Origin of the sequence: Uliginosibacterium silvisoli, assembly GCF_036017035.1 — a bacterium.
In the GTDB taxonomy this organism is placed as follows: Bacteria; Pseudomonadota; Gammaproteobacteria; order Burkholderiales; family Rhodocyclaceae; genus Viridibacterium; species Viridibacterium silvisoli.
The window spans coordinates 752902-768225 of sequence record NZ_JAYXHS010000002.1 but is presented as its reverse complement, the minus strand read 5'-3'; the positions used below and the strand labels follow the sequence as shown (position 1 = coordinate 768225).

Genomic DNA, 15324 nt, shown 5'->3' with positions numbered 1-15324 from the left:
CCCTCGAAAGCGAATATTTCAGCCTGTTCGAATATGAACAAACCCTGAATCAAAACTTGGGAACCAGACGTGCTTTTTCGACATCGTCGAGTTCAAGCAGCTGCTCACCCTTCTCGGTACGAACCACAATCTTGCCGTCACGCAGCCCCAGCAACTGGCCCGCGAAATTACGCTGGTTGTTGATTGGCAGACGGATGCGGATCTGCACGTCCTGGCCCGCAAAGCGCTCGAAATCAGCGGCCTTGCGCAGCGGTCGCTCCAGACCTGGAGACGAGATCTCAAGACGATCATAGTCGATGCCTTCAACCTCGAAAACACGCACAAGGTGATTGCTCACCGTCGCGCAATCTTCGACCGTAATACCACGCTCGATATCGATGAAGACGCGCAGCAGCCTCGCCTTGGGCGAGCGCTCCAGATCCACCAGTTCAAAACCCAGGCCATTCACGGCCTGCTCGATAACGCTTGCGATATCCATCTGCAATACTGATTCAGCAAATCAGGCGCTTGCATTACGCAGAAATGCGTTTTGCGCGCCACAAATAAAAAATGGGCGCAACGCCCATCCCGATCAAAACAAATCCGGAAAGATCCCCGTCGGCGCACGCCTTCACGTGCGCAGACGACTGATTAACCACTTGATTCTAGCATGTTGCTACGCCGCAGTACATCCCGCAGCACATCCCTTTTGTGCAAAGAGCCGTCACGGGGCGTCGCGCCATCAAGCTGCGCGTCACCCGCGTGACATTCTCTTATCAAGCTTCCGCGAGTGGCTTCGGCCTTGGCTTGCGATTGCGGCCGCCACGCGGGCGACGACTGTCGTTGCGACGAGCATTGCCGGCGTTACCGTCAGCCGCTACGCCAGGCGCAGCATTCGGCACGAAAGCGGCCTCGCCTTCTCCAGACTGATTTTCAGCCCCGCTTCCACCATTGCGACCACGCGGCGCACCGGCCTTGCCATTCGGCCCGGCCACCTTGGGACCACGCCGATTACGCGTGCGACGCGTCTCGCCTTCGCCCTGGCGCACGGGGGCTTTCTTGCCACCCAGCGCCTTGATCATCTCCGGCGCCATGTCTTCATACATGCCGCGCTTGAGACGGCTCGGCAATTCCACCGGGCCATAGCGCACGCGCATCAGACGGCTGACCGTCATGCCAAGCGCTTCGAACATGCGACGCACCTCGCGGTTCCGGCCTTCGGAGATCGACACGCGATACCAGTGATTCGAGCCCTCGCCACCCTCGTCGCGCACCATGTTGAACCGCGCCGGACCGTCTTCGAGCTCCACACCGTCCTTCAGTCGCTTGACCTGATCTTCGTCGAGCAGTCCAACGATACGCACGGCGTATTCGCGCTCGAGGTTGTAGCGAGGATGCGCCAGACGATTGGCCAGATCGCCATCGTCGGTGAACAACAACAAACCACTCGTATTGAAGTCAAGGCGACCGATCGCAATCCAGCGACCGCGACGGATCTTCGGCAGGCGATCGAATACGCTTGGACGACCCTCAGGATCGTCACGCGAGACAATTTCACCATCCGGCTTGTGATAGATCAGAACGCGTGGCGGGCGCTCTGCAAAGCGCACGTTGACCAGCTTGCCATTGACCTTGACGCGATCGCCCTGCGAAATCTTCTGGCCCAGGAACGATGGCAGACCATTGACGCTGACGCGCCCGGCAGTAATCCATTCCTCCACTTCGCGGCGCGAGGCATAGCCCGCCGCGGCGAGTACTTTCTGGATACGCTCGCCATCATCAACGAGTTCGCCCGTCGCCTTGACGCGATCACCTCCGCGCGGGCCAAACCCACGCCCTGCGCGACCACGCGCTCCACCTGTGCCTTCGGGCTTGGCGTTGGCATGGAGGTTGTCGCCCTTGCGCCCCAGGAAGGCGATCTGGCTGTCGTCGTCTTCGTAGGCATCGTCGGAACTGAAATCCTGCTCTGGTTCTGCGCCATACACACCTGCTGGCGGCTGGCTGGGGCGGGGAGCCCGCTGGCGTCGCTGCGGCGCGCCGTTGTCGGCCCTGTTGGCCGTGTTATTGCCGGGACGCGTCGGACGGCGACGCGTTTTCTGCGGTATCGACAAGATCGAGTACTCCTTCGATGTCGGATAGGGACGATAAAGGCGGCAGCTCAGTCAGGCTGCGAAGGCCGAGATCGTCAAGAAACTTGCGGGTAGTGGCGAAGAGGGCCGGGCGTCCCGGCGTGTCGCGGTGACCGATGGTGTCGATCCAACCGCGCGTTTCCAGCAAATTGATAATGTTTGCTGAAACGGCCACGCCGCGTATTTCTTCAATGTCTCCGCGCGTGACAGGCTGACGATACACGATGATCGCCAAGGTTTCCAGTACCGCCCGGGAGTAGCGCGGCGCCCGCGTCTGGCGCAAACGATCCAGATAGGGCTGCAAGGCGGGTCGGGTCTGGAAGCGCCAACCGGAAGCCAGTCGCATCAGTTCGACCGCCCTGCCCTGCCACTCCTGCTGGATGTCAGCCAACAAACGATTTACCAGATCAGCACCAAGATCCGGCTCGAACAGGCGGCGCAGTTCGGCGCTTTGCATCGGCTCGCTGGCAGACAGCAAGGCCGCTTCGAGCACTTGCCGGGCGTGCGCCACATCGATGCCGGATTCAGCGACCGTCACCTCCAGCACAGGCGGATCTGCGCCTTCTTCAGCCATCGGCGGCGCGGGCACGGAGTCCGCCTCCTCAGTGTCGAGGGCCGGCGTCACATCGGCGCCCTCCACGGATTCAGGATCAGGCAGCGAATTCGGCGCCATCCGGGCCTCCATCCGGTAGTTCGTATTCGTTTTCAGTGCTGCCGTGCGCGATGCGCACGTAGATCATTTCCATCGGTGCGTTCTGCGTGAGTTGCACCAAGCGCTCCTTGACCAGCTCGAGCACCGCCAGGAAGCCCACGATGAGGCTCGCGACACCATGCGTCAGTTCGAACACGCTGGTGAATTCCGCGTATTCACCATCCTGCAGACGACGCAGGATCTGGCTCATGTATTCGCGCACCGACAACTCCTCACGCTGCACGTGGTGATGCTGGTGATTGCGGGCCCGTTGCAGCAAGGTCAGCCACGCATTCTGCAGATCGGCAAGACTGACCTCGGCCATGCGTTCTTCTGCGACGATCTCCGCAAGGTGCACACTGGCCCATTCGTAGTCGCGCTCAACACGCGGCATGCGGTCCAGCGTCAGCGCTGCGCGTTTGATGCGCTCGTACTCGACGAGCCGGCGCACCAGCTCGGCCCGCGGATCGGCCTCATCCTCTTCCGGCTTGTCGCTCGGCGGCTTCGGCAGCAACATGCGCGACTTGATGTCGAGCAACATGGCGGCCATCAGAAGATAGTCGCCCGCCAGCTCAAGATTGGTCGTGCGCATGGCGTCGATGTAGGCCAGGTACTGCACTGTCAGCGGCGCCATCGGAATATCGAGGATGTTCACGTTGGCGCGGCGGATCAGATACAACAGCAGATCGAGCGGCCCCTCGAACGTATCGAGAAAAATCTCCAGCGCATCCGGCGGAATATAAAGATCGGTCGGCAGATCGAGCAGCGGCTCGCCGTAGATCTTCGCGTGGAAGCGGAGATCGAGAGCCAGCGTTTCAGGGGCTGCGCCGTCGCTCATCCGGAATCAGGCCACGCCCGTGATCAGGAAAATGAAGCGCGCAACGCTGTCCATGGCCCACCGCAAGGGCATGTTGAGCACATTGGAATACATCAACGCGATCAGGATGAAGAAGCCGTAAGGCTCGACGCGCGACAGCTGCCATGCGGCCTTCATGGGCAACAGACTCACCAGGATGCGTCCGCCATCGAGCGGCGGAATCGGGATCAGGTTGATCAGCATCAGCACCAGATTCGCCATCAAGCCATTACGGCAGAGCGCCGCCATCATCTCCAGACCGCCAGGATTGCTGATCAGCGGCAACAGCAAGGAACCCAGCAGCACCCAGATGACGGCCTGCACGAAATTGATGCCCGGCCCCGCGGCGGCCACCCACAACATGTCTTGCTTGGGCCGACGCAAACGCCCGAAATTCACGGGCACCGGCTTGGCCCAGCCGAAGGGCGGGAACTGCGCGCCGGTCACGGCGTTCATCAGCACGATGGCACCTGGCAGCAACACGGTGCCGACCGGATCGATGTGCTTGAGGGGGTTGAGAGTAATGCGGCCCTGCTCGTAAGCCGTCGGGTCGCCAAACATGCGCGCCACGTATCCGTGAGCGGCCTCGTGCAAGGTGATTGCCAGCACGACCGGCACGGCCCACAGGGCGATGTTGAGGATGATCTGTTCCATGGGCAGAGTTTAGCGTGAATGCCGCGCGCGGCCTCGCAGTCAGAGCCTGAGCCGCTTCTACAGGCCCAGAGCCCGCAGCTCTCCCTTGCCTTCACGAATCAGCTCTGGCGCACCACCAGTCAGATCCACCACCGTCGTAGGCTCCAGGCCGCAGGGGCCGGACTCGATGACCAGCTCCAGTTCGCGCTCAAGGCGATCACGGATCTCGTTCGCATCGGTCAGCGGCAAGTCTTCGTCGGGCAGCAACAGGCTCGACGAAATCACCGGTTCGCCCAACTCTTCGAGCAAAGCCAGCATGACGGCATGGTCCGGCACGCGCAGGCCTATGGTCTTGCGCTTGGGATGCAGCACACGACGCGGCAATTCCTTTGTGCCTTCAAGAATGAAGGTATAGGCGCCCGGAGTGGTTGCCTTCAGCAAGCGGAACTGCGCATTGTCGACACGTGCGTAGGTAGCGATCTGCGACAGGTCGCGGCACATCAGCGTGAAATGGTGGCGCTCGTCGACGCCACGGATGCGACGAATGCGCTCGATCACTTTTGCATCGCCGACATGCCCGACCAGCGAATAGGCCGCATCGGTCGGCACGGCAATCAGGCCGCCATCGCGCAGGATGGTGGCTGCCTGACGGATCAGACGCGGTTGCGGGTGATCAGGGTGGATTTCAAAGAACTGGGACATGGGAATCCGGACACGAATTGTAGGGCGCCACGCTGCCGTTCCCGGCGCGTAACTATTGTTCCGAGAAGTTCAGACCAGTGCAGTCCACACCGGCGTCAGGTCGGGCGGCAACGCCTCCGACTTGCCGATATCGACAGCGCTTTCGCCCGGACCATGGAAGTCCGAGGCACGCGACGCCAGCAGGTTGTAGCGACGGGCAAAGGTCGCGAACTGGTTGCGCATCTGCGGCGTATGAGCGCTGGTCACGACCTCGACGCCCTCGCCCTTCAGATCGGCAAACTCTTCGAACAAGGACTTCATCTCGGCACCCGAGATCCGGTAACGACCGGGATGGGCGATGACGGCAAGGCCGCCTGCCGCGTGAATCCAGTTCACCGCGTCCGCCAGCGTCGCCCATTCATGATCGACAAAGCCAGGCTTTCCGCGCACAAGGTAGTGATCGAAGACTGCCGTCGTGTCGCGTGCGACACCGATCTCGACGAGGTAGCGCGCAAAGTGCGCACGGCTGATCAGCTCGGGGTTGTCGGCGTACTTGGCCGCCCCTTCGAAAGCATCCTTGATACCGATCTTCGCCAGCTCCAGGCCGATGCGCTTGGCGCGGCCATCGCGACCACCGCGCACGCGGTCCAGCCCGTCACGCAACTCGGTCGAATCCGGCCGGATACCCAACCCGACGATGTGCACCGTCTGGTCACAATAAGAGACAGAGATTTCCACGCCATTCACGAACCGCATGCCACGCGCTTCGGCAGCAGCGCGCGCCTCGGCGAGGCCGCCGAGCTCGTCATGATCAGTCAGCGCCAGCATATCGACGCCGTTGGCGTGCGCGCGCTCGACCAAAGCCGTCGGGCTCAAGGTGCCGTCGGAGACGGTGGAGTGGCAGTGAAGATCGGCGTTCTGTGGAGCGAACATGGCGGGGGTTTGACAGGGCGACGCCCGGAAAATGCCGGGCAGGCAAGCATCATAGCAAAGGCTTGCTTCGCGCCCTTGGCTTCCGGTACAGTCGCCACCTGTTCGGGAGAGCGCTCGCAGCCGGTTTTGACTGGTTTGCCGGGCCGCCGAAGGCGCAACCCCCCGGGAACGCTCAGGCAAAAGGACCGAACGGGAAATCACAATCTGGAGAGCGGTGCCACCAGCAAATGGTCGGGCATCCACCGAAGGGGCACTCGGCCAATTTTGTAATTGGAGCCGTAATCTCTCAGGTATCAGGGACAGATGGGGGCCATGCGGTACACGGAAAAAGTATTCGTGACGCCTGGCCCTTTTTCGTTTCTGCCCCTGAATTGCCGGAGAAGCACCTTGTCCAGACAAACCCCGCTCCACGCCACCCACATCGCCGCCGGCGCCAAGCTCGTCGATTTCGCCGGCTGGGACATGCCGATCCACTACGGCTCACAGCTCGAAGAGCACAAGCTGGTGCGCAGCGATGCCGGCATGTTCGACGTGTCGCACATGCTGCCGGTGGATATCGAAGGCGCCGGCGCGCAAGCCTTCCTGCGCCGCCTGCTGGCCAACAACATCGACAAGCTGAAAGAGCCGGGCCGCGCGCTGTATTCCTGCATGCTCAATGAGCGTGGCGGCGTGGTCGATGACCTCATCACCTACTTCTTCGCACCCGACTTCTACCGCATCGTCGTCAATGCCGGCACCGCCGACAAGGACATCGCCTGGATGCGCAAGCAGGCCGCCGCGATGCCCGCGGGTGGCAATGTCACCATCACCGCGCGCCGCGATTTCGCCATGATCGCCGTGCAAGGCCCGCAAGCGCGCGCCAAGGTGTGGGCCGCCCTGCCCGGCTCGCAAGCCGTGTCCGAGCCGCTCAAATATTTCCAGGCCGCCCAATGGACGAACGAGTTCGGCGATCTCACCCTGTGCCGCACCGGCTACACCGGTGAAGACGGGTTCGAAATCATCATTCCCGCCAAGCGCGCTGTTGAAATCTGGAACGCGTTGACCGCTGCCGGTGTGAAACCGGCCGGCCTCGGCGCACGCGACACGCTGCGCCTTGAAGCCGGAATGAATTTGTACGGCCAGGACATGGACGACAACGTCGGCCCGCTCGAATCCGGCCTCGCCTGGACGGTGGACTTCAGCGGAGATCGCGACTTCGTCGGCCGTGCCGCACTCGAAGCCGAGCCACCACAACGCGCGCTGGTAGGCCTCTTGCTTGAAGAACGCGGCGTGCTGCGTGCCCACATGCAGGTGTTCACCGACAAGGGCTTCGGCGAAACCACCAGCGGCAGTTTTGCACCCAGCATGAATGCCTCGATCGCGTTCGCACGCGTGCCGGCCGAGATCGCCATCGGCGACACAGTGCATGTCGACATTCGCGGCAAGCAACTCAAGGCACGCGTGGTGAAGATGCCATTCGTGCGTCATGGCAAGGTTCTGGTTTAAGCGTTTCTCTAAATTGAATTAATCCCCGAAGGAGTTCCAACATGAGCGTTCCAGCCAACCTGCGTTACACCGAATCCCACGAATGGGTCCGCAAGGAACCGGACGGCACCGTCACCATCGGCATCACCGATCACGCGCAAAACGCGCTCGGCGATATCGTCTTCCTCGAACTGCCCGAAGCCGGCCGTGAAGTCGCTGCACGCGAAGAAATCGCCGTCGTCGAATCGGTGAAGGCCGCGTCCGACATCTATGCGCCGGTTGCCGGTGAAGTCGTCGCTGCGAACAGCGATGCCATCGACGCGCCAGAAAGCGTCAACACCGACGCGTATGCAACCTGGCTGTTCAAGATCAAGCCAGCGAACCTCGACGACATCGACGCACTGCTGACTGCTGATGGCTACAAGGCCGTCATCGACGCCGCGTAAGCGACGTGGCCCGCCAGGAGCGCGATCCCATCCAGGAGCTGCTGCGCTACGCCATCGTGGCGGGCGGCATGGTGCTGATTGTGCTCGTCTTCACCCGTGGCAAGTGGCTTACCGGCGGCTTGCTGGCGTTCTGGTTGCTGTGGGTTGTGGTGCGATTCAAGCGCGCCAGCAAGGAGTAGTGCCTTGGCGAAGTGGCGAGAAGGCGTTGGCGAATTCGGCGTAGCACTGATCGAATTGGCGCTCTACGCGGCGGGGCTCACCTTCACTGCATTGGCGCTGTTCCTCGGCAAGGTTTTGCTCGCCTGCGTCATTGCAGCTTTTTTCCTTGGTGTTTTTCTGCGCTTCAAGCGCAGCGGAGCGCTGTCGTTTCGTCGCAAGCGCGTTGTACCAGCGCCTGATCGCCCATAACCGTCATTCTCGCGAAAGCGGGAATGACGGATTGATTAGCTGGCGCGCTGCGCCAGGATATTTACGACCGGTGGGTTACTTCGCGAATCCACCCTACGCAAGACATCACCTTTCACGTTCGTACCGGATTCACCATGACCCAGACTTTGACCTCCCTTGAGCAGCGTGACGACTTCATCGGCCGCCACATCGGTTCCAACGACGCTGAAATCGCCGAGATGCTTTCCGCTGCCGGCGCGAAAAGCGTCGACGACCTCATCGCGCAAACCGTGCCCGCCGCGATCCGCCTCTCCGCGCCGCTGCCGATTGCCGACGCGGTGCCCGAGCATGTCGCGCTGGGCGAGTTGAAGGCCATCGCCAGCAAGAACGTCATCAAGCGCTCGCTGATCGGCATGGGTTATTACGACACGCTGACGCCGGCCGTCATCCTGCGCAACGTCATGGAGAATCCCGGCTGGTACACGGCCTACACGCCGTACCAGGCAGAGATCGCACAAGGCCGTCTGGAAGCGTTGCTCAACTGGCAGCAGATGGTCATCGACCTCACCGGTCTCGAACTCGCCAACGCCTCGCTACTCGACGAAGCGACGGCCGCTGCGGAAGCCATGACGATGGCACGCCGCATGTCGAAGTCGAAGAGCAACAAATTCTTCGTCGACGCCGCCTGCTTCCCGCAGACCATCGACGTGGTGAAGACGCGCGCCGAGTACTTCGGCTACGAACTGGTCATCGCCGAAGCCGCTGAACTCGCGAATCACGACACCTTCGGCGTGCTGCTGCAATACCCGAATGTGCGCGGTGAAGTCAGCGACCTGTCCGCATTGATCGCAGGCGCCAAGGCCAAGGGCGCTGCCGTCGCCGTAGCGACCGATCTGATGGCGCTGGTGCTGCTGAAGAGCCCCGGCGAAATGGGCGCGGACATCGCCTTTGGTTCGGGCCAGCGCTTCGGTGTGCCGATGGGTTTCGGCGGCCCGCACGCAGCCTTCTTCGCCACGCATGAGTCGAACGCACGTTCGATGGCCGGCCGCATCATCGGCGTGTCGAAAGACGTGCGCGGCAAGACGGCTTTGCGCATGGCGCTGCAGACACGTGAGCAACACATCCGCCGCGAGAAGGCCAATTCCAACATCTGTACCTCGCAGGTGCTGCTGGCAAACATGGCCGGCATGTACGCGGTGTATCACGGCCCGGCCGGCCTCAAGGCCATCGCTGGCCGCATCAACCGCCTTGCTTCGATCTTCGCAGCGGGCCTGCAGAAAGCCGGCTTCAAACTGGCAAGTGGCCAGTTCTTCGACTCGTTCAACGTCGCCACCGGCACGCAGACCGAAGGCATCGTTCAAGCAGCCATGGTCTCCGGCTACAACCTGCGCCAGGTGTCGCCCTCCGTGCTCGGCGTGAGCTTCGATGAAACCACTTCGCGCGCCGATGTGCTGACCCTGCTCAACCTGTTCGCCGACGCTGGCCGCATGGCGAACGTCTGTGAGTTGACACGCGCTTTCGATGACAGCGACATCGACGCGCTGGATGCGCAAGTCGCCGCGTCGAGCATTCCCGCAGAACTCGCACGCAGCAGCGCCATCCTCACCCACCCCGTGTTCAACAGCCATCACACCGAACACGAGATGCTGCGCTACCTCAAGAAGCTGCAGAACAAGGACCTCGCGCTCGATCACTCGATGATCTCGCTCGGCTCCTGCACCATGAAGCTCAACGCCACCAGCGAAATGATTCCCGTCACCTGGCCCGAGTTCGGTCGCATGCATCCCTTCGCGCCGCACAACCAGACGCTGGGCTATCTCGAAATGATCGAAGGCCTCGCCGACTACCTGCGTGCCGTCACCGGCTTTCCCGCCATCTGCATGCAGCCGAATTCCGGCGCACAGGGCGAGTACGCCGGCCTCGTCGCCATCCGCCGCTACCATGCCTCACGCGGCGAATCGCATCGCGACGTATGCCTGATTCCGAAGTCCGCGCACGGCACCAACCCTGCCACCGCGCAGATGTGCGGCCTCGAAGTCGTCGTCGTCAATTGCGATGACAGCGGCAACGTCGAAGTCAGCGACCTCAAGGTGAAGATTGAGCAATACAAGGATCGTCTCTCTGCGTTGATGATCACCTACCCGTCCACGCACGGCGTGTTCGAAGAAGCCGTCAAGGAAATCTGCGCGCTCACGCACGCCGCCGGCGGCCAGGTCTACATGGACGGCGCCAACCTCAACGCACAGGTCGGCCTCACCTCGCCCGCCACCATCGGCGCCGACGTCAGCCACATGAACCTGCACAAGACCTTCTGCATCCCGCACGGCGGCGGCGGACCGGGCATGGGCCCGATCGGCCTCGCCGCGCACCTCGAACCCTTCATGGCCGACCACGTCGTCACGCCAACCGGCGCAGAAGGCCGCGCACAAGCGGGACAAGGTGCCGTCTCCGCTGCACCCTTCGGCTCGGCCAGCATTCTGCCGATCTCGTGGATGTACATCCGCATGATGGGCGGCGCCGGCCTCAAGCGCGCCACCGAAATCGCCATTCTCAACGCCAACTACATCGCCACGCAATTGAAGGATCACTACCCCGTGCTCTACACCGGCTCGCAAGGCCGCGTCGCGCACGAATGCATTCTGGATATCCGCCCGATCAAGGCTGCGACCGGCGTCAGCGAAGTCGACATCGCCAAGCGCCTCATGGACTACGGCTTCCACGCCCCGACGATGAGCTTCCCCGTGCCCGGCACCATCATGGTCGAGCCGACCGAATCGGAATCGAAGGCCGAGCTGGATCGCTTCATCGCCGCCATGACCAGCATCCGCGAAGAAATCCGCCGCATCGAACGTGGCGAACTGACCGCGGAAAACAACCCGCTGAAGAACGCCCCGCACACGCAGGGCGACGTCATCAGCAACGAGTGGGATCGCCCCTACTCGCGCGACGAAGCGGTGTTCCCCTTGGCATATGTCGCGGAGAACAAGTTCTGGCCGTCAGTGAATCGCATCGACGATGTGTATGGCGACCGGAATCTGTTTTGTGCTTGTGTGCCGATGGAGGAGTACGAGAGCTGAGTACATTCCGTGCGGGCTCGATGAAGGACTTTCTGCCTAGCGCCCCACGTGAAGCCAACCGCTCTTTCGCACGGTAGCCTTGTATTCAGCACTAGATCTGATAACTTAACGCGATGCCAGCGACTAGGAGTAGCTCCGGTCTAATAGTCTGGCCTCTAAGGCGCTTAAGTTAGTTACGGATGCCCGACCTAAGGTGAATAGCCCAACGGTCGGGCTTTTCGTTTGTACGGTGACTGCTTCTCGGTCATCCTAACGTTCGAACTCTAAGATTGTTTCGCTAGGGCAACCGAATGACGCCAACACCAATACGAGAGCTATTCGACGCGGTATACCATGGCAAGTATCAATTCGATGATTTCGCTTCATGCAGTGTCATAGAAAACTATGAGCAGGTTGCATGGCAAAAAAGGGTTATTTACAAGCCATCGAAAAAGCTCAAGGCATATCACGCGTTCTTAAACAGCTTCCTCTTTGAACACATTCCGATAAATGAAAAAGTTGTATTTTCATATCGGAAAGGCGCGAATCCACATCTAGCTCTATTGCCACACGCGAAGAGCCGCGCCTTCTATCAAACCGATCTTACGAAGTTCTTCGACAGCATTACGTCCCCCCTAATTCGTCGTACGATTATTGGAAACGCTACCCCAATAGCAGATCTTGCACAGTACATCGATCGAATAATCGAGCTGACCACAATCAACGAATGCCTTCCAATTGGTTTTTCGACCTCGCCTAGTATCAGCAATGCCTGCCTTAAAGAGTTTGACGACTCTCTCGAACAACAGTGTAACGATAGCGGTCTTATTTACTCAAGATACGCCGACGACATTATAATTTCTGCTCAGGACAGACAGCAGATCAAGGACATAGAAGCACTTCTAGAAAAGCTTCTTCTAGCCAAACTTGGGCCAGAATTCACAATAAACAAATCCAAAAGCAAGACAACTACCGTTGGAAGAAAAATAAATGCACTTGGCTTAGTCATACTTCCATCCGGTCAAATCTCCGTTGCGATGGAAATCAAGAAGAAAATTGAGCACCAGCTTCATTTCTACATCAAAGACAAAGCACGTCTATTGGAAATATTCAACAACGATATGGACTTGGGCCTTCAACAATTGGCTGGTCATATTAGTCATATTAATACAGCCGATCCAAAATACCTTGAAAAGCTACGTAGAAAATATGGCACAACTGTAATTGACAGCTTCTTGCACAGGTCGGTCAAGTGAACTTGTTCGTCGTCTCTATCCAATCAGTACAGAACATAAAATCGTTCCAACTAGAACTCGATTTAAGTTCAAACCGCCTAATCTGCCTAGTTGGCCGAAATGGAACAGGAAAGACGACTCTAATGCGCGCGCTGCGCAATCTTTCCAGCGCTGACACATTTCAAAAAACAGCCAACCCACAGATATTCCAGGAAAACAGCGTAATAAAATATACGATCGATGGTCAGGAAATTTTATTTCAATACGACTCCGATATTCGATCTTTGAACTGCAAACAAGAAATACCAAGATCAATTCGAACCGCCATCTCAGCCGAGCTGCCAATGCCATACGGCGCTCGATTTAGTTATTTCAGAGGTGCGAGCGATGCTGATAGCGAGATACGGCAATCATTGATTTTAGGTCGCTACGTCAAACCCCAAGAGCTTATTAATTTTCTGTCGGCAATATACGCAACGGACAAATTCGATGACCTAGTCGAAATTGCTGTTTCTGGCAAGAAATTCTACAGCATACGCCTTGAAGGAAATAGGTATATACGAGAAGACCATCTCAGCTCAGGCGAGTATTTCTTGATTAATTTGTACCGCACCATCAAGGGTTCAGCAAAGCTCATTGCTATAGATGAAATTGATTTGTCGCTAGACGCGGCTGCGCAGTCACGGCTTACAGCTTGGCTTCGATTGTTCTGCAGCGAATATAAGTGCAGTATTTTATTTACGACGCACTCTTTGGCAATAATGAGCACATTGGATCGATCGGAGATCTCTTACGTTGAACAAGACGCTGATAGGACTATCGCACATCCAGCCTCTTACAGCTACGTAAGGGCTAGGCTCTTTGGATTTCAAGGCTGGGACAAATACATTCTGACTGAAGATACTGTGCTGAGAGAGTTCATCGAACATGTAATTCAAAATCACTGTCCAAGCACTTTCTTTCAATACAAAGTTATTCACATCGGCGGGTCCTTCCAAGTTACGGATCTGCTTCGACGTAATGCGAACGAAAGATTTCTTGCCGCCCCTGAAAATGTAATAGGAATTCTTGATGGCGATCAACGAGAAGTGGCACATGCTCAACACGACGCGATTCATTTCATCCCAATGGAAAGTGTTGAAAAGGCGATACTTGCTCACTACGTAGAAAACGACTTCCCTTTCAAACTCCCTCAACATCGGGCCTTTACTGGGCCTAAAGACGTATTCAACGCCATCCAACAGGAGAGGATCGCAACGACGGTGGAAATGAACAAATATCTATGCGAAAAGTATGCAGACTCCATAGCTAACCTCTCAAAAACTTTAAGCAGATTTCTTGGAGCCGCTGGCTCAACTTAGTTGCCTAGTTTGTTGTGAAGATAGTCGGCTTAGTTTCGAATTCGGAATGCGGGTACGGATGCTGTGGCATCAGTGATATCCACTTGGGTGCTTACCCTTCTTCCCCGTATGATCCGCCCTCGCCGTTCACCTCAAGCACACCATGAGATTCAACCTGAAAGTTCCCTTCGCTGAAAAAGACGCCGCCAAGCAGCTGGGCGCGCGCGGGGATGCGGCGAGCAAGCTTTGGTACGTGGAGGGCAAGGCGGACATGGCACCGTTCGCGAAGTGGAGCGCGACGCCGCGCGATGGGTCGGCGCCCTCCTCCTCGACTCCAGCTCGCGTACCCGTGAAGGCGAAGGCGCAAGGTGCGTCCGAGGGCATCGTGCAGATCGGCAGCAGGTATGTCGAGTTGCCGCGTGTTTGCGAATGCTTGCCTTGGGATGTGTGTGACAAGTGTCGCGCCACGGCCTTGTCGGCCTGAGAGGGCCGCAAGAGACACTCGTCATCCCGGCGGAGGCCGGGATCCAGATCAGACGTTCGGTGCTGGATCCCGGCCTCCGCCGGGATGACGATATTTTTTGTGAGAGCTGTGAACAGATTCTGAGCGCACTACCTGGGCCGATGCATGCGAACAAAAGCTGACTGGGCGAGCGAGATTCTGGCCTCGCATGAGCGACTGCTTGGCGTTGCACTCGCACCTGCCAATCTCAACCCCGAAGCTGCAGCGTGCTGGCGCATGACGCGAGCGCTGACCCGCGCTTCGTCTATGCCAATGCGGCCACGCTGCGTTGCTTCGGTTATAGCGCCGAGGAGTTCATCGGTCTGCCTTCGCGTCTCTCTGCAGAAGCGCCCAACCGCGAGGAGCGTGATGCGCTATTGCAGCGTGTGACGCGTGATGGCTGCGCAACCGGCTATCGCGGCTTGCGCATCGCGAAGGACGGGACGCGTTTCTGGATCGAAGATGTGGCGGTGTGGAATCTTATCGATGCGGACGGCATTCGCATCGGACAAGCAGCCACTTATCGCCAGATTGCGGCGCCTTGAAATTGCTCTTGCTCCAAGTTGCGACGCACTTTCTTTCGGCGCTCAATCCTTGGCCCAATACGAAATCCCATCCGTCGCAGGTAAGTGATTGAAGTTAGCGAGCGTGATGAAAGCTCTGTGATAGCCCTGAGGGCGTGCATTTATCTGCTCATTGGCTTTGTCCAGAGCCTTTTGCTGCTGACCGATCTTTGATTCCAGGGCGGCAAGCCGGTCCGATAGATCATTGACTTGCTGTACGAGCAATTCTTGCTTCGTTGGCAGCCTTGCTGGCTTATCCAATTTGATCGTCTGGCTCAAATCAGTACTGGCTTTTGCTACGAAGACGAAAGTACTTAGCGTCAGTGCGGCCAACCCGGCTGCCACGCATGCCATACGGATTCTTGTTAGTGGATTCATGACATTTCTCCGGAGCAAGCTGCGCTTGCTGTTGCTTTCGAGCTCCAGGCA

General features: G+C 58.7%; 17 protein-coding genes and 1 riboswitch. Of the genes, 9 read left to right on the top strand and 8 right to left on the bottom strand.

The genetic code is table 11. The annotated features are described in order from the left end of the window. Nucleotides 1–49: 49 nt before the first annotated feature. The 7 genes from rimP to VVD49_RS13090 form a co-directional block, all read right to left on the bottom strand. The gene (gene rimP / locus VVD49_RS13120; RefSeq protein ID WP_327599630.1) at nucleotides 50–478 is read right to left on the bottom strand and encodes a ribosome maturation factor RimP; all 429 of its coding nucleotides are present in this window, start codon (nucleotides 476–478) and stop codon (nucleotides 50–52) included. Between the two features lie 277 nt (nucleotides 479–755). After that, a complete protein-coding gene (rluB, locus tag VVD49_RS13115; protein WP_327599629.1) occupies nucleotides 756–2090 on the bottom strand; it encodes a 23S rRNA pseudouridine(2605) synthase RluB in 1335 nt (444 codons plus the stop codon). After that, the gene (gene scpB, locus VVD49_RS13110) at nucleotides 2041–2781 is read right to left on the bottom strand and encodes an SMC-Scp complex subunit ScpB (RefSeq protein ID WP_327599628.1); all 741 of its coding nucleotides are present in this window, start codon (nucleotides 2779–2781) and stop codon (nucleotides 2041–2043) included. Before scpB ends, rluB begins: the two co-directional genes overlap by 50 nt. Then, nucleotides 2759–3637 (bottom strand): segregation and condensation protein A, encoded by an 879-nt coding sequence (locus VVD49_RS13105; RefSeq protein WP_327599627.1) that lies wholly within the window; start codon nucleotides 3635–3637, stop codon nucleotides 2759–2761. The genes scpB and VVD49_RS13105 overlap by 23 nt, the downstream gene beginning before the upstream one ends. A gap of 6 nt (nucleotides 3638–3643) precedes the next feature. Next, nucleotides 3644–4309: a site-2 protease family protein gene (locus VVD49_RS13100; RefSeq protein ID WP_327599626.1), complete on the bottom strand. Its 666-nt coding sequence runs from the start codon at nucleotides 4307–4309 to the stop codon at nucleotides 3644–3646. 57 nt (nucleotides 4310–4366) lie between these two features. Further along, complete coding sequence (locus VVD49_RS13095) at nucleotides 4367–4990, bottom strand: L-threonylcarbamoyladenylate synthase (protein WP_327599625.1); 624 nt, start codon at nucleotides 4988–4990, stop codon at nucleotides 4367–4369. Between the two features lie 69 nt (nucleotides 4991–5059). Further along, entirely contained in the window at nucleotides 5060–5902 is an 843-nt protein-coding gene (locus tag VVD49_RS13090; protein ID WP_327599624.1) for a 3',5'-nucleoside bisphosphate phosphatase, read from the bottom strand. A 93-nt stretch (nucleotides 5903–5995) separates the two neighbouring features. Beyond that, nucleotides 5996–6100, top strand: a riboswitch (glycine riboswitch). A 189-nt stretch (nucleotides 6101–6289) separates the two neighbouring features. On the opposite strand from VVD49_RS13090, the gene gcvT reads away from it, so the two are divergent. The 9 genes from gcvT (at nucleotide 6290) to VVD49_RS13045 (ending at nucleotide 14877) form a co-directional block, all read left to right on the top strand. Then, nucleotides 6290–7387, top strand: a complete 1098-nt coding sequence (gcvT, locus tag VVD49_RS13085) for a glycine cleavage system aminomethyltransferase GcvT (protein WP_327599623.1) — start codon at nucleotides 6290–6292, stop codon at nucleotides 7385–7387. A 41-nt stretch (nucleotides 7388–7428) separates the two neighbouring features. Further along, complete coding sequence (gene gcvH / locus VVD49_RS13080; RefSeq protein WP_327599622.1) at nucleotides 7429–7812, top strand: glycine cleavage system protein GcvH; 384 nt, start codon at nucleotides 7429–7431, stop codon at nucleotides 7810–7812. A 5-nt stretch (nucleotides 7813–7817) separates the two neighbouring features. Continuing rightward, nucleotides 7818–7991, top strand: a complete 174-nt coding sequence (locus VVD49_RS13075) for a hypothetical protein (protein WP_327599621.1) — start codon at nucleotides 7818–7820, stop codon at nucleotides 7989–7991. 4 nt (nucleotides 7992–7995) lie between these two features. After that, a complete protein-coding gene (locus VVD49_RS13070; RefSeq protein ID WP_327599620.1) occupies nucleotides 7996–8220 on the top strand; it encodes a hypothetical protein in 225 nt (74 codons plus the stop codon). A gap of 134 nt (nucleotides 8221–8354) precedes the next feature. Further along, a complete protein-coding gene (gene gcvP, locus VVD49_RS13065; protein ID WP_327599619.1) occupies nucleotides 8355–11276 on the top strand; it encodes an aminomethyl-transferring glycine dehydrogenase in 2922 nt (973 codons plus the stop codon). 290 nt (nucleotides 11277–11566) lie between these two features. Continuing rightward, the gene (locus VVD49_RS13060; RefSeq protein WP_327599618.1) at nucleotides 11567–12511 is read left to right on the top strand and encodes a reverse transcriptase domain-containing protein; all 945 of its coding nucleotides are present in this window, start codon (nucleotides 11567–11569) and stop codon (nucleotides 12509–12511) included. Beyond that, nucleotides 12508–13851, top strand: coding sequence for an AAA family ATPase (locus VVD49_RS13055; protein ID WP_327599617.1), 1344 nt, complete (start codon nucleotides 12508–12510; stop codon nucleotides 13849–13851). Before VVD49_RS13060 ends, VVD49_RS13055 begins: the two co-directional genes overlap by 4 nt. A gap of 142 nt (nucleotides 13852–13993) precedes the next feature. Then, the gene (locus VVD49_RS13050; RefSeq protein WP_327599616.1) at nucleotides 13994–14314 is read left to right on the top strand and encodes a DUF5710 domain-containing protein; all 321 of its coding nucleotides are present in this window, start codon (nucleotides 13994–13996) and stop codon (nucleotides 14312–14314) included. A 245-nt stretch (nucleotides 14315–14559) separates the two neighbouring features. Then, nucleotides 14560–14877, top strand: a complete 318-nt coding sequence (locus VVD49_RS13045) for an MEKHLA domain-containing protein (RefSeq protein ID WP_327599615.1) — start codon at nucleotides 14560–14562, stop codon at nucleotides 14875–14877. Between the two features lie 42 nt (nucleotides 14878–14919). Here the strand turns inward: VVD49_RS13045 and VVD49_RS13040 are convergent, their stop codons facing one another. Further along, nucleotides 14920–15273 (bottom strand): hypothetical protein, encoded by a 354-nt coding sequence (locus VVD49_RS13040; protein WP_327599614.1) that lies wholly within the window; start codon nucleotides 15271–15273, stop codon nucleotides 14920–14922. Nucleotides 15274–15324: the final 51 nt, after the last annotated feature.

What these genes read in the sequence shown, in the direction of transcription:
- rimP (WP_327599630.1), bottom strand. Translation starts at nt 478, where the DNA reads ATGGATATCGCAAGCGTTATCGAGCAGGCCGTGAATGGCCTGGGTTTT.
- scpB (WP_327599628.1), bottom strand. Translation starts at nt 2,781, where the DNA reads ATGGCGCCGAATTCGCTGCCTGATCCTGAATCCGTGGAGGGCGCCGAT.
- VVD49_RS13105 (WP_327599627.1), bottom strand. Translation starts at nt 3,637, where the DNA reads ATGAGCGACGGCGCAGCCCCTGAAACGCTGGCTCTCGATCTCCGCTTC.
- VVD49_RS13100 (WP_327599626.1), bottom strand. Translation starts at nt 4,309, where the DNA reads ATGGAACAGATCATCCTCAACATCGCCCTGTGGGCCGTGCCGGTCGTG.
- VVD49_RS13095 (WP_327599625.1), bottom strand. Translation starts at nt 4,990, where the DNA reads ATGTCCCAGTTCTTTGAAATCCACCCTGATCACCCGCAACCGCGTCTG.
- VVD49_RS13090 (WP_327599624.1), bottom strand. Translation starts at nt 5,902, where the DNA reads ATGTTCGCTCCACAGAACGCCGATCTTCACTGCCACTCCACCGTCTCC.
- gcvH (WP_327599622.1), top strand. Translation starts at nt 7,429, where the DNA reads ATGAGCGTTCCAGCCAACCTGCGTTACACCGAATCCCACGAATGGGTC.
- gcvP (WP_327599619.1), top strand. Translation starts at nt 8,355, where the DNA reads ATGACCCAGACTTTGACCTCCCTTGAGCAGCGTGACGACTTCATCGGC.
- VVD49_RS13060 (WP_327599618.1), top strand. Translation starts at nt 11,567, where the DNA reads ATGACGCCAACACCAATACGAGAGCTATTCGACGCGGTATACCATGGC.
- VVD49_RS13050 (WP_327599616.1), top strand. Translation starts at nt 13,994, where the DNA reads ATGAGATTCAACCTGAAAGTTCCCTTCGCTGAAAAAGACGCCGCCAAG.
- VVD49_RS13040 (WP_327599614.1), bottom strand. Translation starts at nt 15,273, where the DNA reads ATGAATCCACTAACAAGAATCCGTATGGCATGCGTGGCAGCCGGGTTG.